Raw genomic sequence first — 20,248 nt, 5'->3', positions numbered from 1 at the left:
AAAAGGTCGGGTAAATTTTATCCAATCATATTTGAAAATGAATTATAAATTAAAATTCCAACCAAAGCTACCAACAACATTTCCAATACAAACACGATAACTTTGATTACGATTTGTGCGATGAATGATTTCAAACCAACCTTGAAACTGTCCTTTTCCAAATACAAATCCAAGAAAGTCGCAGAGTAAGCTATCATTCCTGTGAAGCAACCAATGATGCTTCCTATAAATCCAAAAGGTGTAAGTATGAACATGAACAATGCGTTAATTATTGAAAATACCCCGCCCTTAACATCTCTTGTACAAGGAGGTGGAGTTGGTCTCATGTATTTTTTCGTAAACATGTATATGAATCTTGTCATAACATAGTTGATTAATGGTACTAAAATCAAAGTCATTATAGAAATAGTAGGTCTGTGAAAAACTTTCGACAATTCTCCAAGTGATCCTTGTGTTGTAACGCTAACCCACACTGCGCTAGTCAAAGCAGCGATTAAACCTGATGTCAAAAATGAATAAATGATTCCATGTTTTGTTGATGCGTAAAAATCATAGATTTTGTCTGCATATCCACTGATAAATTTTACGCATTTCAAATACCAATCAGGTGAATCGTTTTGCTTGTAGTTTTCGTATTCTTCGTTATCTTCCTTGCGCTCTTTTTGAGTGTATTTTTGGTTAATCTTCTCAAACATGTCTTCTTTTGATTGTTCTTCATCCAAAACCTTCTTAACATCAGCATTATTTTCTGCGTCGTTTTCAGTTTTTGCTTCAAAATAACTATCATCATGAACAATCTTTTCGTCAGACACATAACTTTTCAGATTTTGTTTAAAATCTTGTTTCTTATCGTCCATAGTCTCCTCCTATTAATATTTCTTATTTAATAATATACCCATTTGAAAAATATTAATTCACAAATTTGATTATTTAATAATTATTATTTCGTGTGGGATAAATCATTACAACGTAATAAATAATTGCAAAATATATTTATCAAACTTTTACGTTTGTAGTTTTAAATTAATAAAATGTTGATTTTTCAACAAATTAATCGTATAAAAAGTTTATAATAAAACGAATAGGGGTATAATAGAGCAGTAAACTTATTGATTTAACATAGATAGTAACGATTGTTACAAGAAAAATGAGGAGGATAATATGAATAGAAAAAGGATCGTTTCGTGGATACTCATTTTCGCTATGGTTATAGGATTTGCACCTGTAAACATATACGCAAGTGATGTTCCACAAAGACAAGAAGTCAAAGCAGAAAGTGATTTCGATTTTGACGAAAGTAGCGGTACTATTAAAAAGTACAAGGGTACAGATTCTGTAGTTAAAGTACCAAGTACAATTAATGGAGTAAAAGTAAAAAGTATAGGGAAATGGGCAATATCAGGAAATAAAAATATTACTGAGATTGTGCTTCCTGAAGGTTTAGAAAAGATAGCTGAACAAGCTTTTATGGGAAATACAAAGCTTAAGACAATTAATTTCCCAGATTCATTAAAAACTATCGGTCATAGTATTTTTATGATGGACAAAGCACTTGAAGGAGAGCTTACTTTAGGATCTAATTTAGAATTATTAGATAGATTTACTTTCGGAACTGGTTCTAGATTAGGTTCACAAAATGTAAAACTTAACATAGCACCTGGCAAGACTAAGTTAACTATCCTTAGAGGTACTTTTGGTTCAGAACAAACTAATGTGGATATCCCACTTGAAAGACCTATTTTAATCAAAGCAAATGCTTTTAGAACTGAAGAACCTGTCACTCTTAACTTCGGAACTATAGAAGTTAAAAAAGGAATTTCAAAGGAAGAATTGGCAAATACTTTGAAAGAAAAAGTTCTGTTGAATCTTTTAGTAGCTGAAAATGACGTAAAAAGTATCTCAGTAGGATTAGGCAAGGTTTACGAACTTCCAATAGATTGGAAATTAGATTCCGTAGACACTAATTCAACATCTGAAGTTACTATCGAAAATTCATTCACATATAATGAAGAAGATTTAAAATCTGCTTTAGATGTAGAAGAAATTAACTATGGAACAGATGGACTTGACGCAGTTCTTGGAAAAATCAAGGTTGTTGGCAAGATAAGCTTCAAGGGCGAATCTGAACAACCAGAACAACCCACTACTGAAAAATGGACCCAAGAAGACTTCACTTATGGACAATTCAAATACAAGGGAAGAATGGAAGAAGAATCCCACAGATTTGGGATTACTGGTTTTTCTGAAAAAGGTAAGGCGAAGTTAGCAAAGAATCCTGATTTGGTTATTCCAAAGGAAGTTACTATTGATGGAGTATTAAAACCGGTTGAAGGAATTAAGGAAAATTCTTTTGAAAATCTTAAAATAAATTCTGTAACTTTCCCTAAAACAGATGTAGAATTTATCATAAAAGATTCTGCTTTCCAAAACTCAGGAATTACTAAGGTTACGTTTGAAGAAGGTTTGAAATCTGTCGAATCACGTGCATTCAAGGACAATAAGCTTACTGAAGTTTCCATTCCAAGCACTGTGTGGAAAACTGGTAGCGAATCTTTCATGAACAATCAAATTAGTAAGCTTGAAATCTCCGATGATGTGGACAGTATTCAAATAGATAATTTTAGTTTTGCAAACAATAAACTTCAACTTGTAAAACTTCCTTACTCTATTTTTAAAATTAGACATTTTGTATTCCAAAACAATATAGGTTATGAAAATAGCAAGGTTGTAAGACTTGAAACTAGAAACCCTGAACATTTACAAGCATCAACTTATATCGTACCAGAAAGCGATCATCATAAGATAGTTTTGATTACAGATGTAAACAGAAGTGAACTTTTCCAAGAATTACAAAGTGTTAAATCAATTGAAAGAGAAGATTACAAGAAAGATGCCTTAGATGAATTTGACAAGGTATTACAAGAAGCTAAAAGAATTTTCAAAGACGAAAAATCAACTCAAGAACAAGTGGACAAAGCTTTTGATGATTTGGTAAAAGCTGAAGCGAAATTGAGACAATCAGCACCAGACAGATCAAAACTTAGAGATTCTATCAAAAGAGCAGAAGCATTAATTCCAGAAGCTTTCGAAAAAGAATCCTACGATGCTATGAAGAAGGAACTTGACAAGGCTAAGGAAGTTCTAGCTGATTTGGATAAAACATCAGATGAAATAACAGCTGCAAATAAAAGCTTGGAAGAAGCTTTGGCTAACTTAGTCATCAAGAAAGATTATCTGTATACAAGTGAAGACTTCACATACGAAGGCAATGCTATTACAGGATTTAGCGAAAGTGGCAAGGCTAAGTTCAAATTCAACAAGGATTTGGTTCTTCCAGATAAAAATCCTGATGGCAAAGATATTGAAGTGATCGGCAAATCAGCATTTAGTTTAGAAAAAGATCCTGGAGTTATTTTCGGTACAGATACTGTAAGTTCTGCAAATGGTATGGTATCCGTAAAATTACCACAAAATCTTAAGAGAATTGAAGAAGATGCATTCAGATTAAACAACTTTAGAAATGTGGAATTTCCAAGCACTCTTGAATATATTGGAGGATCAGCATTTAATGGAAATAGACTTGAAAAAGTAATATTACCTGATTCTGTAAAAGATGTTGAAGGTGGAGCGTTCTCACTAAATCAAATAACTGAACTTAGACTTTCTCCAAATATGACAAAGGTAGCGAATGGTACTTTTGCAAGAAATATCAAACTTAAAAAACTTGTAATTCCTGAAGGAATAAAAGTTATCGAAGGATCAGCTTTCCAAGGAGCACCATTAAAAGAACTTACTATTGCAAAAACAGTTGAAGAAATCAAAGGAAGAGCTTTTACAGGTCATCAATTAGAAGAATTGACAATTCCTGGAAATGTTAAAAAGATTGGAAGACAAGCTTTCGCCCACAATATTAAATGGAAGAGATTAAAGAAATTAACTCTAGGTGAAGGAATTGAAGAAATCGGAGATTCTGCATTTAGACATTCACTTCTTTTAGAAACTAACTTACCAAAGAGTTTGAAGAAACTTTCAAATACTGCTTTCAGAGACGCTGTAACAACTGACAAAAAACATGTTGTCGTTAAGTTGTACACTGAAAATTATGAGCATGTGAAATTTAACAATGAAAAATCATTAGTAAATCAAAAAGTTATTTTCAAAGGCGAAGTAAAACCAGGAACTATTGAAGAAATTCCTGAAATCAAAGCAGAAGACATAGAAAAAGAAGTTGTAAAACAAGGCGAAAAAATCGACCTATCTGATAACATCAAAAACTTACCAGAAAAAGCAACTGTAAAAGATGTAACGAAACCAAAAATCGATACAAATAAACCTGGTAAATATACAGCAAAAGTTGAAGTAACATTTGAAAATGGATCCAAGAGAATTGTGGAAGTTCCTGTAGTTGTTGAAAAGAAAGAAGTAACACCAACTGATCCAACTGAACCTACAGAACCAACAGAACCAACTATTCCAACAGATCCAACAACTCCTGTTGAACCAGAAACACCACAATCCAAAGACATCAAAGACACAGACACACTAAAAGAAATATTCGAAAAAATACCATCAACAAGAATAGCAGGAAGAAATCGTCAACTAACAGCAGTAGAAGTAAGCAAAACACTATTCAAACATGCAGATGTAGTAATCTTAACATCAAGCAACAAAATGGTGGATTCACTTGCAGCATCTCCTAAAGGAATAGCAATCAACGCACCAACATTATTTGTAGAAAAAGATTCAATAATGGATGAAGTTCTTCAAGAAATTAAAAGACTCAACCCATCTAAGATAATAATCGCAGGTGGCGAAGAATCTATCAGTGACGATGTTGCAAAACAATTACAACAACTAGGAATCAAACAACAAAGAGTAGCAGGAGCTGACAGATTCGAAACAGCAGTAAAATTAGGAGAAGAAATCAGACGTAACTCCTCAAACAAAACAGATGTAATCCTAGTAAACGGATACAACTCAATTGATGCATTAACAGCAGGAAGCCTAGCAGCAAAACTAAACATCCCAGTATTGTTAACAGAAAATGGCCAATTAAACAAAACAACTGAAAAAGTAATAAAAGATTGGGGCATTGAAAAAGTAACAATAATTGGTGGGAAAACTCAAGTATCAGAAGCAATCAAAGTAAAATTACAAGAACGTAAAATTACAGTAGAAAGACTAGCAGGAAGAACAAGAGTAGACACAGCACTAGAAGTAGCAAAAGCAGTCAACAGTAATCCTGACGCAATAATATTTGCAAATAAAGATACATTTGCAGATGCGCTACTCGCACCATATCTATCAAACGCCGAACAAGCACCAATAGTATTGATAGATAAAGATGAAGCATCAGTATCAGTAAAACAATACTTGAGAGACAATGAAATCAAAAACGGCATCATTTTAGGTGGAGAAAAAAGTATTGAAGAATACAAATAGTATTCATTAACAAAGCAATGTGATTGGATTTTAGATTCAGTCACATTGTTTTTTTGTTTGCAAATTACAAAAATCGAATTGTATTGTATAATATTAGATATATTATCAACTGATAATTTCAAATAATTATCATGAAATTCGAAGATTTGAGGAGAGATTTATGGCAATTTTAGTTATAGGAAGCGTGAATGTAGACACTACATATAATTTGGAAAATTTCCCAAAACCTGGCGAGACAATATCATCGATATCAAAGAGCAGATCTGTCGGTGGCAAGGGGGCAAACCAAGCGATTGCTTGTCAAAAACTCGGTGGCGATGTGAAGTTTCTTGCGTGTGTGGGAAATGATATGGACGCTGATTTTATTTTCGAAAATATGAAGGAATATGGCGTGGACACATCAAACATCATCAAAAAAGATGTGGACACTGGAACTGCGCTAATAAATGTGGATAAGACTGGTCAAAACGAAATAGTTTTGGATCATGGGGCAAATTATGCGATTACAATCCAAGATATCGACGATAACATCGAACTTTTGGATGAGTGTGATATTTTGATTTTGCAAATGGAAATTCCGCAAGAAGTCAATGAATATGCTATTAAAAAAGCGAAAGAAAAGGGAGTTTTCGTGATATTAAACCCTGCCCCAAGTGAGTTTGAAGTGGAAGATATATTGCATAAGGTGGACTTGTTCGTGCCTAATGAAAATGAAATTTTGAGATATTCAACCAAAGAAAACTTAAAAGAAGCAGCAGATGAATTGCTGGGTAAAAATGTAGGTTCTGTGATAATAACCTTGGGAGAAAATGGCTCTGAGTATTTCTCGAAAAAAGAACACATAAAACAAGAGCCCATCAAAGCAAAAGTTGTGGACACAACATCTGCAGGAGATTGCTACATTGGAGCGATGGCTGTCATGTTAGATCAACAAAAATCCATCAAAGAAGCGATGGAGTTTGCCACAAAAGCATCATCAAAGACAGTAACCAGAAAAGGATCGGGAGAATCCATCCCAACAATCGATGAGATTATGTAAAGCTTTCAGGATTTTTCCTGAAAGTTTTTGATGTAATAAAAAGAAAACCGTTCATGCTAAGAATATCATACGGAAAAAATTGATTTGTTTTAAAATCGAACAAATCCGTCCAAAATCGCACCGCGTAAACGAAGTGTGCTTGCGATTTTAGGATTTGGAGATTTAGAAAACAACAATTTTTGTAGTCTAGATATTCGTGCATGATGGTTTGCTTTTTGTATGATTATAATTTTTACGAAAATCACAAAACCATCCAGAATTTCCTGGATGGTTTTTTAAGAAACTTCTAATCATTCAACGCCAAATCTTGTATGATTTCGTAGTTTTCTTTTAATAATTTGAAATCTGGAATGTAGGAAGCGGCGATGATTTCGTCTGGGTTGTATTTTTGTTTTATTTCCATGAATTGGTCTTTGACAGAATTCACGTCTCCTTCTATTCGAAGACCTCTTGCTGTTCTTATCATGAATTTTTCGATTGATGTGAGTTCTGGACTGTTGTTAGGGTCTGCTTTTAAGAATGCATCTCTGTTGTTTCTGTTTTGGATTTGCAAGAATATGGAGATGGCTTGTTGTTTGATGTGTTCTGCGGAGTCTTTCTCATAAGCTGCATTTGCAGATACTCCAAGCATTACATATGGTTTGTCCAAATACTTCGATGGTGTGAATTCTTCGCGGTAGATTTTGAGTGCAACTTCAACTGTGTTTGGCGAAAAATGTCCTGCGAATGAATAAGGTAGTCCCAATTGTGCTGCGATGTGCGCTGATGTCATGGAGCTTCCCAAAATATACACAGGAACGTGTGTGCCAACTCCAGGATATGGACGCACTTTGAAGTTTTCCGCTTCATCTTCAAAGTAGCTTAGAAGTGTTCTGATGGCTTCTTTGAAGTTATCTTCCTTGTATGTGTCGCGATAAATTAATTTCGCTGTTTCGATGTCTGTTCCAGGCGCTCTTCCAATTCCCAAATCAACTCTTTCGGGATACAATGTTTCGAGCGTTCCATATCTTTCTGCAACTTGAAATGGTGTATGATTTGGAAGCATTACGCCACCTGCTCCAACTTTTATTTTTTGTGTGTTTTCCAAAATATATCCGATAATCAAATCCGTTGCTGAGCATGAAATTGACTTTGAATTGTGATGCTCTGCGACCCAATATCTTTCGAAGTTTTGTCCGTCAGCCCATTTTGCAAGTTCCAATCCACGTTCGATGGATTGTTTGGCAGTTTCATCTATAAATCTTGGTATTAAATTTAGTATTGATATTTTCATATTTTATCCCCTTTCTATTAATATGAATTTATTATATAAAACATGGAATGTCAAATGATTTTCACAGAATACTAATGTGATAGTAAACTATTGAAATAAATTTGAACAAATGGTATAATTAATTCAACAAAAAATTGTTTTAAGTTTACCTGATTTGGATAAATATATTATAACGTTGATAAAAAAGGAAGTAAGTTATGGATATTAAAAAATACAGGGTAAAACCTAATAAAAAAGTTGATTTGGAAAAATTTAGCACTAAAAAAGACGATTCATATTCTAAAAAAGAAGTGAAGGAAGAAATTTTGCCTGAAAATTTGGAAAAAATGTTTGAATATCAGGAAAAATTATACGCCGAAAATAAAAGAGGAATTTTGGTTGTGCTTCAAGCTATGGATGCTGCAGGCAAGGATAGTTTAGTAAAAAAAGTGTTCACTGCACTTAATCCTGCGGGCTGCAAGGTTACAAGCTTCAAGCAACCTTCCACTGAAGAATTGGATCACGATTATTTGTGGAGAATTACGAAGGCTACTCCAGCTTATGGAGAAGTTGGGATTTTCAACAGATCGCACTATGAAGATGTGTTGGTGACGAGAGTTCACAATTTGGTTAATCAAAAAAACGACGACGATTTTTGGAACAAAAGATTTGAAGACATCAATGCGTTTGAAAAATATTTGGATAACAATGGTATAAAAGTTGTGAAGTTTTTCTTGCATGTGTCTAAGGAAGAACAAAAAGAAAGGCTTTTGGACAGAATTAATTTGGAAGAAAAGCACTGGAAGTTCGCAGCAAGTGATATTTTGGAAAGGGAAAACTGGGATGAATATCACAGGGCTTATGAGGATATGTTGGAGAACACTTCGACAGATTATGCCCCATGGTATGTGATTCCTGCAGACAACAAATGGTACACGAGGTTTGTTGTGAGTGAGGTTATGTTGGATTTGTTCGAGCAATTGGACCCACACGTTCCAGAGCTTTCAAAAGAAGAAGAATCGCAACTAGACAAATGGAAGAAGGTATTGTTGGAACAAGACGAGAAGGATGAAAAAGAAGACTAATAATAAATAGGAGGAGAATATGTCAGACGATAGAGATTACAAAAACTTTGAAAACGACGACAGCGAATACACTAATGACGGGAATTATTTTAACGAAAAGGAAAATGTGAAGGGCGGTTTTAGTGAAGATAAGGATAGCTATTCCGACAGGGATAGCAACTATTTCCAAGCTTCACAAGAAGAAAATTATTCTAATACGAAACAAGATCACTACGAAAAAACAGACGACAGCTTTTTCTTCGAAAATCAAGATGATGAAGAAGAATACATTGAAGATTACACTCAAAGAGAGAGTTCTGGGTATGCTGGTTTCTGCCAAAATATTTTCTCTATGTTACATGGACTTATTGAAAAATTCAATAAAAAGGGTGCATTTGTAATATTATTCTTGTTGTACGGAGTGTTCACGTTTGTGGCATCAATAGTACAATTCAAGCTTCACCCAGAACAAGCACAACAATTGGAACAAGTAACAAAAACTGGATTGAATCCAATAACATATAATATTATTTTGGCTGTTATATCGATGTTTTTCTATTATGCAGTATGTAGACTTATGTTCCATTTCACTAAAAAAGATATGTCACCAGTTCCAAATCCTGTAGAAAGAGATGCAAGACTTGGAGTGTATGTAGCTTGTGAAGCGTTGATTAACATTTTGTTGATGGCACTTCCAACAACGTTCCTTCCATCGATCGTCGGAATGATAATAGGAGTTATCCTTTACTCATCAGTTTTCTACGACAGAATTTCTGATGAAAGAATGCTTGCAGTAGGTGTGAAATCAGCGATTGTAAGTATAGTTTCAGGACTTGTGTTTGGACTTATAGTTGGAATCGTAGCAGTAGCAGCTGCGATAGCTTTTATGAAATAATAAAATTTATAGACTGATCACTAGACTAAGTGGTCAGTTTTTTTGTTTTTTAATATGTAGCCCGATGTTATATAATAATATATAAATGAAAGCCAAAGGGGAAAAATATGAACTTAACTGATATTATAGATAAAACTGATTATATAGATTACACGAAAAACAACGACTTGGATATCACAAATGTCACAAATGACTCCAGAAAAATCGAAAAAGGTGGAGTGTTTGTGGCGATTTCAGGGATGGAATTTGATGGACACAAATTTATCGACAAGGCGATTGAAAACGGCGCAAACACGATTGTGGTTACAGAAGATGTCACACAAATTAACAACATAAACTACATCAAAGTAGAAGATTCAAGGATTGCACTTGCTCAAATTTCAAATGTGATAACAGACTTTCCATCGAAGAAACTTCGTGTTATCGGAGTTACTGGGACAAATGGCAAGACTACGACAGCTTCTATGATTAGTCATATTTTGGAAAACTTAAACTCACAATGCACAAATATCGGCACGAACGGAACTTTTATCGCGAAAGAAAAATACGAAACGCCAAACACGACTCCAGAAATTTGCGAAATTGACAAGATTTTGAAGCTTTCGGTGGACAAAAAAATCGACAACGCTGTTGTGGAATGTTCAAGTCATGGATTGTATTTGCATAGACTAGACGGGATTGACTTTGATGTAGCTGTGTTTAATAATTTATCGATAGAGCATATGGATTTTCACAAAAATATGGAGAATTATTTCGATGCGAAGATGATTTTGTTCGAAAATGCTAAGAAAAAAATCGTGAACGTAGATGATGAATACGGAAGAAAAGCAAAGGGAAGGTTTGAAGAAGCATATACATTCTCTCTTGAAAATGAATCCGATTTTAAGGCTGAAAATGTAGAATTGATTGATGGAAAGATGCATTTTGAACTCAAAAACGTGAAATTCGTACTCAACAGATTTGCTATGTTTGATGTGTACAATGCGGTGGCTGCGATTGTTGCGGTGAATTTATTGGGATATGAACTTGAAGACATTGCCAAAGCGTTAGAAAGTTTTACAGGCGTTGAAGCGAGGTTTGAATTTGTTAAAAATGATTTGGGGATAAATATTGTCATTGATTTTGCACACACTCCAAAAGCTTTTGAAAATATCTACAAATCTGTGCCAAACGACAAACGAAAAATCGCAGTTTATGGAATGAGTGGCGATAGAACTCGTGAAATCAGACACGAGGTCGGAAAGATTTCCGCTGAAAACAACGTGTTCTCGGTGGTTACGACTGACGATCCAAAATTCGACACATACGAAAACATTGCAGATGATATTGTCAGTGGAATTGAGGAAGAAAACGGTGAGTATGTCAGAATCAAAGACAGGAAATCTGCCATCAAACATGCGATAGAAATGGCAAATAAAGGAGATTTTGTTCTACTTTTGGGAAAAGGACAAGAAAACTTCATCAAGCTCAAAGGAAATGAAAAGACACCTTATTCTGAAAAAGAAACAGTCAACGAAGTGTTGGATGAATTGAAGAATAAATAAGCAGTAAAGATACGAACATATCTTCAATAAAAGCAAAAATAGACACCGATACGAACGAATATCTAGACTACAAAAATTGATAAATTCATCGCTTGTGAACCTAAAATTGTGAACTCGTGCTACGCACTCAAACAGCACAATTTTTTAACGGTTCACTTCGCTTGAATTTAGTGCAATTTTTGTAGACAGATGAGCGATTTACGAGTTTTTGTGTTTTCTGTACCGTAGTCTAGATATTCGTGCAAACTGGTTTTCTGCTTTGTGTATTCTGAAGCTATCTAAGACAATACCTTCTTTATTCCTCAAATCATTATGAGAGCGAAGCGAGGGAGGTCATTTATAGAAAAAATCTATAAATAACGATTATCATTTTGATATATTATTGATTAAATGATATTATTTGTTACGAGGTGATTAGATGGTTGATTTAAAGAAGGAATTACCAGAAGTTTTTAACGATTTTGCAGAAAGTCGTCAAAATGCTTTTTTGAAGGTAAAAGAAATAAAAGATAAGGATATTCCTGTTATTGGAATTTTTTGTACGTTTTTTCCACAAGAGTTAGCTGTTGCAGCGGGTGCTACTTGTGTTAGTTTGTGTGCTACAAGTGACGAAACTATTCAAGATGCTGAGAGGGATTTGCCTAAAAACTTATGCCCACTTATCAAATCTTCATATGGTTTTGCGTTGACTGACAAGTGTCCGTTCTTCTATTTTTCTGATTTAGTTGTCGGAGAAACAACTTGCGATGGCAAGAAGAAGATGTACGAATATTTGGGAGAATTTAAACCTGTTCACGTTATGGAGCTTCCAAACAAGAACACTGAACAAGGTCTTATTTTATGGAAAGAAGAAATCAGAAAAATGATTAAAACTATCGAAGATTTATTCGGAGTTGAAATCACTGATGAAAAATTAAAGCATGCTATTGAAGTGAAAAACGCTGAGAGATCTGCTGTAAAGGACTTCTATTCTATAATGAAGGCTGATGATTTGCCAATTACAGGTGGAGAATTGTGGCATGTTTTAAATGGCGTGCAATTTGATTTTGACAAGGAACAAATTCCACAAATGCTTGAAGAATTAAAAGCCAAGGTTATGTCTGAACACAAGCACATCAGTGGCAAACCAAGAATTTTGATCACTGGTTGTCCTATCGGTGGTGCGACTGAAAAAGTTATCGAAGCAGTTGAAAACAACGGTGCAGTTGTGGTTAGCTACGAAAACTGCGGCGGCGCAAAGGCTATCGATGAAAATGTCGACGAAGATAATCCAGATATGATTGATGCGATTGCTAGAAAATACATGAACATCGGTTGTGCATGTGTGAGTCCAAACGAAAACAGACTTAAATTATTGGATAAATTAATCGACGAATATAAGGTTGATGGTGTTATAGACATGCACTTACAAGCTTGTACTCCTTACCAAGTTGAAGGTTTGGCAATTAAGAGATTCTGCAACGATAAGAAAAATGTTCCTTATATTGCAGTGGAAACAGATTACTCAAAATCAGATATCGGACAATTAAATACAAGAATTGGTGCATTTGTTGAAATGTTATAACATTTTTTAAAAAATTGTGGTATAATAGATTCAGCAAAGTCCATACAGGTTTTACCTGGAAAATAATCGCCATTATTCAGAACTGGCGGTTATTTTTTTGTTGGAAATTTTGAAATGTTGTAATAATCTAACTAGCTAGGTGTGATACAATATAGTAAGTATTAATTTTGCACATAGGAGAGGAAGAACTTGGCAAAGCAAAAATCACTTAAATTAAACGCGATGCTTAATTTAATCAAAGTTGGGCTGAGCGTTGTCTACCCGTTGATAACTTTTCCTTACGCTACGAGAATTTTGCAAGTAGCAAACATGGGAAAGGTAAGCTACGGGGATTCAATTATTAAAATATTCATGCTGATTGCATCGCTTGGAATTACCAATTACGCAGTCAGAGAAGGTTCCAAATACAGAGAAAATAGAACAAAACTCAATCAATTTTCGAGGGAAGTTTTCTCTATCAACTTGTTGTCTACGTTGATTTCTTACATTTGTTTAGCTATATTCTGTGTAGTTTCTGTGAAAATGCACGACTATGCAACGCTTGTTTTCATTCAAAGTTTGACCATAATCTTCGCGACACTTGGAGTTGAATGGGTCAACGCAATCCACGAGGATTATTTGTACATTACAATCAGAAGTATCATAATTCAAACTATTGGTGTAATTTTATTATTTTTCGTAGTAAAAACCCAAGAAGATTACTTAAAATACGCTGGACTTACGGTTTTCGTAAATGGTTTGGTGTGTATTTCAAATATGTTACATGTAAGAAGATATGTAAGTTTGAAACCAACACTCAAACTAAATCTGAAAAGACACTTTAAACCCATCATGCTATTCTTTTCAAATAGCATCGCAGTTTTGGTGTATGTAAGTGCAGACATGACAATGCTTGGCTGGATTTCGGGAGATTTTTACACAGGACTATATGCAGTAAGCGTGAAGGTGTATTCCGTTGTAAAGCAAATGCTAGGCGCGATTTACATGGTTACAATTCCAAGGCTTTCCAAGGCAGCGACATTAGATGATAAAACAGAATTCAGACATTTGTTGACAGAAATCTCAAGTTTCTTGCTATTATTAATGATACCAATGTGCACAGGACTTGGAGTTTTATCCAAAAACATCGTCTACATTCTCTCTGGAGAAAAATTCATTGCGGCGACACTTTCGTTGCAAATTCTAGCAGTGTCAGTATTTTTCGCAATAACTGGTGGTGTAATCACAACTTGCATGAACGTTCCATTGGGAAAAGAAGCGTTGAACTTAAAAGCGACGACTATATCGGCGTTTGTAAATGTAGGGTTAAATCTAGTTTTCATACCACTTTGGCAACAAAATGGTGCAGCAGTGACAACGGCGATTTCAGAATTAGTAGTAGTTCTTGTGTGTCTATTTGAATTTAAAGAAGCAAGAGTTTACTTTGAAATGGACAAATTATTCTATACAATGAAATACGCAGTAGCAGGAGCTTTGTGGATACTTTTGACAAAGTTTGTAGTCACAAAATTTATCACGAATTACACGCTTAACTTATTGGCAGTATTCTTCATCAGCGTCATAGGCTACACTTTAATATTGTTCTTCGGTAAAAATGAAGTATTTATCGAAACATTGAAGAAAACACCACTTAAAAAATTAGTAAAATAAATAATGAGAGCATCATGCGATGCTCTTTTTTATTGTGTGGTGAGGGGTAAAAGATAGTTTTAGAATTTTTTAAATTTGTAGATAAATAAGCGAATATCGTGATGTAGTGAAATAAAAGCAGATTACCAGTTTTGCTAAGAATTAAGATTTATAAAAGACAAAAACATCGTAAAGGAGCGAATCATTCGGAAAAAATTGTTTTAAATTCAATCGAAGAAATCCGTCCAAAATTTGACCGCGTAAGCGAAGCGTGCTTCAAATTTTAGGATTTCGAGATTAGAATTTATCAATTTTTGTAGACAGATGAGCGATTTACGAGTTTTTGTGGTTTTCTTCGTTCGTGGTCTAGATATTCGTGCAAACTGTTTTTCTGCTTTAGTGCATTCTGAAAATTTCGTTGATATTTTTCAAATCACTCATTTCGCACGTCAAAGCTTCAAATTAATACTAGAAAAATTTCACAATGATGGTATAATAAAATAATTGGGCATAAGATTTTGTGTTTGTCGACGACGTTTTGCCAGTGATAACTATGACCAGTAATTTATTCCTTTAAATTGGCAAATTTTTTTGAAACGCATATATAATCTAATGTGAATATATGGTAAAATAAGGTTAACAATACTTTTGTTAACCAATATTTTTTTGTAAAGAGGTGATAGTTTGGGCGATTTAATAAAAAAAGAATTGATACGAATTGAAGATTGTGCAAATGATTGGAAGGATGCAATAAGAATTGCAGCAAAAAGTTTGTTGGACAATGGTTACATTAACGAACAATATGTTGCTGACATGATAAAAAGCGTTGAGGATGCTGGTCCATACATTGTGCTTGCTCCGAACATTGCGGTTCCTCACGCACGACCAAACGGCAATGTAGACAAAATGGCGATTAGTTTGACAAAATTAAATGAGCCTGTGAATTTTAGAAACGAAGAAGAGGATGAGGACAACTGGGTAAGAATTTTGTTCTGTTTGGCAGCGGTGGATTCTTCATCACACATTGTAGCACTTCAACAATTGGCAGTGCTTTTGGATTCAGATGAAATTACAGATGAGCTTATAAACGCAAAAACTGAGGACGAAATGTTGGATATTATTAACAAAAAATTAGAGGAGGGAAATGATGATTAATATTGTTACTGTATGTGGTAATGGAATTGGAAGTAGTCTTCTTTTGAAAATGAAGGTGGAAACTATTTGCAAGGAAATGGGAATTGAAGCGAACGTTGAATCTTGTGATTCTAACGCAGCTGTAGGAAAAGGCGCTGATCTTTTCGTAACTGTTAAGGAATTCAAATCAATTTTTTCAGATGATCAAAAAGTAGCCATTGTAAAAAGCTACACTAACAGAAAGAAAATCGAAGAAGATTTGGTTCCTGTATTAGAAGAATTCAAATAAAAATTTAGGAGGAATTTATGGGATTTTTAAACGTATTAAAGGATATTTTATCTGAACCTGCGTTTTTGATGGGTCTTATCGCGATGGTAGGTCTTATCGCACTTAAAAAACCAGCTCACAAGGTTATGACTGGTACATTAGGTCCAATCTTAGGATATTTAATGTTAGCTGCAGGTGCAAATGTCATCACGACTAACTTGGATCCATTGAGTCAAATGATTCAACACGGATTCAACATCACAGGTGTTGTTCCTAATAACGAAGCCATCACATCTGTTGCACAAAAAGTTTTGGGCGTAGAAACAATGTCAATTTTGTTAGTAGGACTTATTTTTAACTTATTAATAGCAAGATTTACAAGATACAAATATATTTTCTTAACTGGCCACCACAGCTTCTTCATGGCTTGTCTATTGTCAGCAACTTTAGGTGCAATCGGATTTAAGGGTGTCGCTTTGGTATTGGCTGGTGGATTTATATTGGGAGCTTGGAGTTCAATCTCTCCAGCAATCGGACAAAAATACACTTTGAAAGCTACTGACGGAGACGAAATCGCACTTGGTCACTTTGGTTCATTGGGATATTATTTGTCGGCGTTTATCGGTTCATTAGTTGGAAAAGATTCCAAATCAACTGAAGATATCGAAATTCCTGAAAAATGGGGTTTCTTGAGAAATACTACAATTTCAACAGCGTTAACAATGATTGTGTTCTATCTAATCGCAAGCATCAAAGCTGGTCCAGATTTCGTTGGCAAAATGTCTAACGGACAAAACCCATATTTGTTTGCAATCATCTCTGCGTTAAACTTCGCAGTTGGTGTAGCAATCGTATATGCCGGTGTTAGAATGATTTTGGCAGATTTAATTCCTGCATTCGAAGGTATTGCTACAAAATTAATTCCAAACTCTGTTCCTGCAGTTGACTGTGCAGTATTCTTCCCATACGCACCAACAGCAGTTATTTTGGGATTTGCATGTAGTTTTGTAGGCGGATTAATCGGTATGTTTATATTGGGAGCTATCGGTGGAGTATTAATTATTCCAGGACTTGTTCCTCACTTCTTCTGTGGTGCAACTGCTGGTATTTACGGTAATGCAACTGGTGGTAGAAGAGGAGCTATGATAGGTTCATTCATCAACGGATTATTCTTGGCATTCCTTCCAGCATTCTTACTACCAGTTTTAGGACAATTAGGATTCAATAATACAACATTCGGAGATTTTGACTTCGGAGTTTTGGGAATATTATTAGGAAAAATCGGTAACGCTATGGGTAATGTCGGAGTTTATATTATTATCGCTGTTTTGGCAGTAGTTTTAATAGCTCCTTCAATTATCACTAAGAAAGACACAGCAATTAACAACGAACAATAATTTGAACTACACAAGAAAGAGGTTGAAATGGATAAAATTAACACAAAAATTTACTCAGACGGTGCAGTATTAGAAGACATGTTAGAATCATTGGCATCAAAAAAAGTAACGGGATTCACAACTAACCCATCATTGATGAAAAAAGCTGGAATCACTGATTACGTTGAATTTGCTAAGAAAGTTCTAGAAGAAATCACAGAATATCCAGTATCATTTGAAGTATTCGCAGATGATTTGGAAACAATGGAAAAAGAAGCAGACAAAATATCTTCATTGGGAGATAATGTTTACGTCAAAATTCCGGTAACTACAAGTAATGGAACATCAACTGCTCCATTATTGAAAAAACTTAGTTCAAAAGGAATCAAACTTAACGTTACAGCAATCTTCACAGTGGATCAAGTAAGAGAAGTTGTAGACAACTTGACTGAAAATGTTCCAAGCATTGTTTCAGTATTTGCTGGAAGAATTGCAGACACAGGAGTTGATCCAATGCCAATCATGAAAGAAGCCTTGGAAATTTGCAAAACTAAAAAAGGTTGCGAATTGTTGTGGGCATCTCCAAGGGAAGTGTTCAACATTTACCAAGCAAATGAATTGGGAGTAGACATCATCACATGTACTCCTGCAATCATCAAGAAACTTTCATTGATGGGAAAAGACTTGAACGAATACTCACTAGATACAGTGAAGACATTCTGCAAAGACTCAAAAGAATTAGGATTTTCAATACTTTAATAACACAAGGGCTCACAAATGTGGGCTCTTTTTTTAGTCCTGTGATTGAAAAATCATCATGCACGAATATCTAGGCTACGGCAACAATCGCGCACGAATATCTTGGTGAAAATTTAATAATCTTATTCAGACACAACACAGATCAAGCATTTTGCACGAATATCTAGAATACTAAGAATGTTTTTTAATTGTACTCCGAAGTTTTAAAATTATTAGAATAAAAAATTGAGGAATTAAAAAATATTAAAAATTTTAAATTAACAATATTAAGATAAATTTATTTTATTAATATTCTAATATGAACTAAAGAAATATCAATTAAAAGTAAATTAATCGTAAGTTTCATGTAGCTAATTACGTATAAATATACATCAAGAAAAAAGGCAGATAAATCCCTAAATCAACAGTTAAAACAAGCAAAAAAACTGGTTGACAAATCAGAATATTAATGAATATAATATAAGAGAGAAGAAGTTAGAGAGTAGTGCAATAAAATGAGGGAAAAGGCGTGTATCGCCTATACCACATCGCGTTGAAGCGATAAATACTTGCGTTTCAATTGTATTATAATTCAAATTTTTTCTAAAAAACAATCATTCTCAAAGCATTTTACACCGATTGCGATTTTGAGAGTTGAATTAATATTAGGAGGAATATATGACAGACAAACAAAAACTTAGTTTGAAAGCGCTTATATTGATGATTTTTACGTCGGTTTTTGGTTTCACTAACATTAGTAGATCATATTATTTAATGGGATACTCCGCTATTCCTTGGTATATTTTATCGGGTATAGCATTTTTCCTACCATTTGCATTCATGATAGCAGAGTATGGTTCTGCATTTAAAGATGCAAAAGGTGGTATTTATTCTTGGATGGAAAAAAGTTCTGGCAAGAAGTACGCTTTTGTAATCACTTTTATGTGGTTTGCATCCTACATAATCTGGCAAGTAAATGTAGGTTCAGGTATTTGGATTGTTTTATCGAATGCTATTTTCGGGGTTGACAAGACTCAACAATGGTCTTTGTTCGGGTTAGACTCAGTAAAAACTTTGGGTATTTTGGCAATCTGCTGGATTATAATGGTTACTTATGTATCTAACAAAGGTTTGGAAAAAATTAAAAAGATTACTTCTGTTGGCGGAAGTGCTGTAGCTCTTATTAACATTTTCTTGTTTGTTGGAGGATTAATTATACTTATTTTAAACAAAGGAAAAGTTTTACAACCAATTAATTTTGAAGCATTTTTCCAATCTCCAAATCCAAAATACGCAGGTGGAGAAATTGCTGTTTTATCATTTGTTGTATACGCAATCTTTGCATATGGTGGAATAGAAGTTATAGGTGGTCTTGTAGATCAAACAGAAAATCCTGAAAAAAATTTCCCTAAAGGTGTAAGCATCGCAGCTATAATAATAACTGTTGGATATGCATTGGGGATTTTGATGTTTGGATCTTTTACTAATTGGGATTTTGCTTTCAAAAGTTTCTCAAAAGAAACTATTACTTTAGGTAATGTTTCATATATTGGGATGAATCACATGGGTTATCAATTGGGACTTGCTTTTGGTTTGAGTGAAGCTGCAGCTAGAACTTTTGGTTTGTGGATTTCAAGATATATGGGTATTTCGATGTTTTTAGCATTGACAGGAGCGTTTTTTACTTTGATTTATTCTCCACTTAAGCAATTAATAGGTGGGACTCCAAAAGAGTTATGGCCAAAATCTTGGACTGTTGAAAAAAACGGTATGTATGTGAATGCTATGAAGTATCAAGCAGCGTGTGTTATTGTAATTATCGCCATTGTTTCATTCGGAGGAAAAAGCGCAAAACAATTCTTCGAAGTATTGGTGTCAATGACTAACGTTTCAATGACTTTGCCTTACTTCTTCATTTCTTATTCTTTCTTAGCATTTAAGAAAAATCAAGAAATAGAAAAACCATTTGAAAAATTTAAATCTATGGGAGTTGTCAAGGCGGCTGTGTTCTTAGTATGTTTAGTTGTAGGATTTGCGAACCTATTTACAATTATTGAACCAGCTATTAGTAGTGGGGACTGGTTGACTACAATAATGTCTGTAGCAGGACCATTACTATTCACACTATTGGCATTGTATTTGTACAATAGAATGGAAAAGAAATACGGAAAATTAAATTAAAACTATCGGTGTAACAAAAGAGAGCTTCGGCTCTCTTTTATATTGAATATGATTTTATAAATAAATTTTTCGGATTTTTCACCTGAAATTATATGCTCTGTAATTTATTGGGAAATTTTATA

General features: G+C 34.2%; 15 protein-coding genes. 13 read left to right on the top strand and 2 right to left on the bottom strand.

What is annotated here, in order from left to right:
* Window positions 1–17: 17 nt before the first annotated feature.
* Window positions 18–857, bottom strand: coding sequence for a hypothetical protein (locus tag ABDJ34_RS02985; protein ID WP_412701313.1), 840 nt, complete (start codon window positions 855–857; stop codon window positions 18–20).
* Window positions 858–1,161: 304 nt separating this feature from the next.
* On the opposite strand from ABDJ34_RS02985, the gene ABDJ34_RS02980 reads away from it, so the two are divergent.
* Both ABDJ34_RS02980 and rbsK read left to right on the top strand, forming a co-directional pair.
* A complete protein-coding gene (locus tag ABDJ34_RS02980; RefSeq protein WP_412701312.1) occupies window positions 1,162–5,442 on the top strand; it encodes a leucine-rich repeat protein in 4,281 nt (1,426 codons plus the stop codon).
* A 160-nt stretch (window positions 5,443–5,602) separates the two neighbouring features.
* A complete protein-coding gene (rbsK, locus tag ABDJ34_RS02975; RefSeq protein ID WP_412701311.1) occupies window positions 5,603–6,481 on the top strand; it encodes a ribokinase in 879 nt (292 codons plus the stop codon).
* Between the two features lie 286 nt (window positions 6,482–6,767).
* Here rbsK and ABDJ34_RS02970 read toward each other — a convergent pair whose 3' ends face one another.
* Window positions 6,768–7,754 carry an LLM class flavin-dependent oxidoreductase gene (locus tag ABDJ34_RS02970; RefSeq protein WP_412701310.1) on the bottom strand — a complete coding sequence of 329 codons (987 nt, stop codon included), beginning with the start codon at window positions 7,752–7,754 and terminating at the stop codon, window positions 6,768–6,770.
* A gap of 197 nt (window positions 7,755–7,951) precedes the next feature.
* Between ABDJ34_RS02970 and ABDJ34_RS02965 the strand changes: the two genes are divergently transcribed.
* The 11 genes from ABDJ34_RS02965 (at window position 7,952) to yjeM (ending at window position 20,126) form a co-directional block, all read left to right on the top strand.
* Complete coding sequence (locus ABDJ34_RS02965) at window positions 7,952–8,818, top strand: polyphosphate kinase 2 family protein (RefSeq protein ID WP_412701309.1); 867 nt, start codon at window positions 7,952–7,954, stop codon at window positions 8,816–8,818.
* Window positions 8,819–8,837: 19 nt separating this feature from the next.
* Window positions 8,838–9,692 (top strand): preprotein translocase subunit SecD family protein, encoded by an 855-nt coding sequence (locus tag ABDJ34_RS02960; protein ID WP_412701308.1) that lies wholly within the window; start codon window positions 8,838–8,840, stop codon window positions 9,690–9,692.
* A gap of 107 nt (window positions 9,693–9,799) precedes the next feature.
* Window positions 9,800–11,236, top strand: coding sequence for a UDP-N-acetylmuramoyl-L-alanyl-D-glutamate--2,6-diaminopimelate ligase (locus ABDJ34_RS02955; RefSeq protein ID WP_412701307.1), 1,437 nt, complete (start codon window positions 9,800–9,802; stop codon window positions 11,234–11,236).
* 418 nt (window positions 11,237–11,654) lie between these two features.
* Window positions 11,655–12,800, top strand: coding sequence for a double-cubane-cluster-containing anaerobic reductase (locus tag ABDJ34_RS02950; RefSeq protein WP_412701306.1), 1,146 nt, complete (start codon window positions 11,655–11,657; stop codon window positions 12,798–12,800).
* A 189-nt stretch (window positions 12,801–12,989) separates the two neighbouring features.
* Window positions 12,990–14,450: a flippase gene (locus ABDJ34_RS02945; RefSeq protein WP_412701305.1), complete on the top strand. Its 1,461-nt coding sequence runs from the start codon at window positions 12,990–12,992 to the stop codon at window positions 14,448–14,450.
* Between the two features lie 303 nt (window positions 14,451–14,753).
* Entirely contained in the window at window positions 14,754–14,933 is a 180-nt protein-coding gene (locus tag ABDJ34_RS02940; protein ID WP_412701304.1) for a hypothetical protein, read from the top strand.
* A gap of 180 nt (window positions 14,934–15,113) precedes the next feature.
* Window positions 15,114–15,584, top strand: a complete 471-nt coding sequence (locus ABDJ34_RS02935) for a PTS sugar transporter subunit IIA (protein WP_412701303.1) — start codon at window positions 15,114–15,116, stop codon at window positions 15,582–15,584.
* Complete coding sequence (locus ABDJ34_RS02930; protein WP_278731637.1) at window positions 15,577–15,852, top strand: PTS sugar transporter subunit IIB; 276 nt, start codon at window positions 15,577–15,579, stop codon at window positions 15,850–15,852. The genes ABDJ34_RS02935 and ABDJ34_RS02930 overlap by 8 nt, the downstream gene beginning before the upstream one ends.
* Before the next feature lie 17 nt (window positions 15,853–15,869).
* Window positions 15,870–17,228 carry a PTS ascorbate transporter subunit IIC gene (locus tag ABDJ34_RS02925; protein WP_094206392.1) on the top strand — a complete coding sequence of 453 codons (1,359 nt, stop codon included), beginning with the start codon at window positions 15,870–15,872 and terminating at the stop codon, window positions 17,226–17,228.
* A gap of 27 nt (window positions 17,229–17,255) precedes the next feature.
* The gene (locus ABDJ34_RS02920; protein WP_094207736.1) at window positions 17,256–17,966 is read left to right on the top strand and encodes a transaldolase; all 711 of its coding nucleotides are present in this window, start codon (window positions 17,256–17,258) and stop codon (window positions 17,964–17,966) included.
* Between the two features lie 657 nt (window positions 17,967–18,623).
* Window positions 18,624–20,126: a glutamate/gamma-aminobutyrate family transporter YjeM gene (gene yjeM, locus ABDJ34_RS02915; RefSeq protein WP_412701302.1), complete on the top strand. Its 1,503-nt coding sequence runs from the start codon at window positions 18,624–18,626 to the stop codon at window positions 20,124–20,126.
* Window positions 20,127–20,248: the final 122 nt, after the last annotated feature.

Origin of the sequence: Finegoldia dalianensis, assembly GCF_046255015.1 — a bacterium.
Taxonomy (GTDB): Bacteria; Bacillota; Clostridia; order Tissierellales; family Peptoniphilaceae; genus Finegoldia; species Finegoldia magna.
Note: the sequence above shows the minus strand (reverse complement) of the source record. Positions and strands in the feature narration are given on the sequence as shown.

Excerpts from the sequence above, each read along its gene's own strand:
- ABDJ34_RS02980 (WP_412701312.1), top strand. The coding sequence starts at position 1,162 with ATGAATAGAAAAAGGATCGTTTCGTGGATACTCATTTTCGCTATGGTT.
- ABDJ34_RS02930 (WP_278731637.1), top strand. The coding sequence starts at position 15,577 with ATGATTAATATTGTTACTGTATGTGGTAATGGAATTGGAAGTAGTCTT.
- ABDJ34_RS02940 (WP_412701304.1), top strand. The coding sequence starts at position 14,754 with ATGAGCGATTTACGAGTTTTTGTGGTTTTCTTCGTTCGTGGTCTAGAT.
- ABDJ34_RS02955 (WP_412701307.1), top strand. The coding sequence starts at position 9,800 with ATGAACTTAACTGATATTATAGATAAAACTGATTATATAGATTACACG.
- ABDJ34_RS02965 (WP_412701309.1), top strand. The coding sequence starts at position 7,952 with ATGGATATTAAAAAATACAGGGTAAAACCTAATAAAAAAGTTGATTTG.
- ABDJ34_RS02970 (WP_412701310.1), bottom strand. The coding sequence starts at position 7,754 with ATGAAAATATCAATACTAAATTTAATACCAAGATTTATAGATGAAACT.
- yjeM (WP_412701302.1), top strand. The coding sequence starts at position 18,624 with ATGACAGACAAACAAAAACTTAGTTTGAAAGCGCTTATATTGATGATT.
- rbsK (WP_412701311.1), top strand. The coding sequence starts at position 5,603 with ATGGCAATTTTAGTTATAGGAAGCGTGAATGTAGACACTACATATAAT.
- ABDJ34_RS02950 (WP_412701306.1), top strand. The coding sequence starts at position 11,655 with ATGGTTGATTTAAAGAAGGAATTACCAGAAGTTTTTAACGATTTTGCA.
- ABDJ34_RS02985 (WP_412701313.1), bottom strand. The coding sequence starts at position 857 with ATGGACGATAAGAAACAAGATTTTAAACAAAATCTGAAAAGTTATGTG.
- ABDJ34_RS02925 (WP_094206392.1), top strand. The coding sequence starts at position 15,870 with ATGGGATTTTTAAACGTATTAAAGGATATTTTATCTGAACCTGCGTTT.
- ABDJ34_RS02960 (WP_412701308.1), top strand. The coding sequence starts at position 8,838 with ATGTCAGACGATAGAGATTACAAAAACTTTGAAAACGACGACAGCGAA.
- ABDJ34_RS02920 (WP_094207736.1), top strand. The coding sequence starts at position 17,256 with ATGGATAAAATTAACACAAAAATTTACTCAGACGGTGCAGTATTAGAA.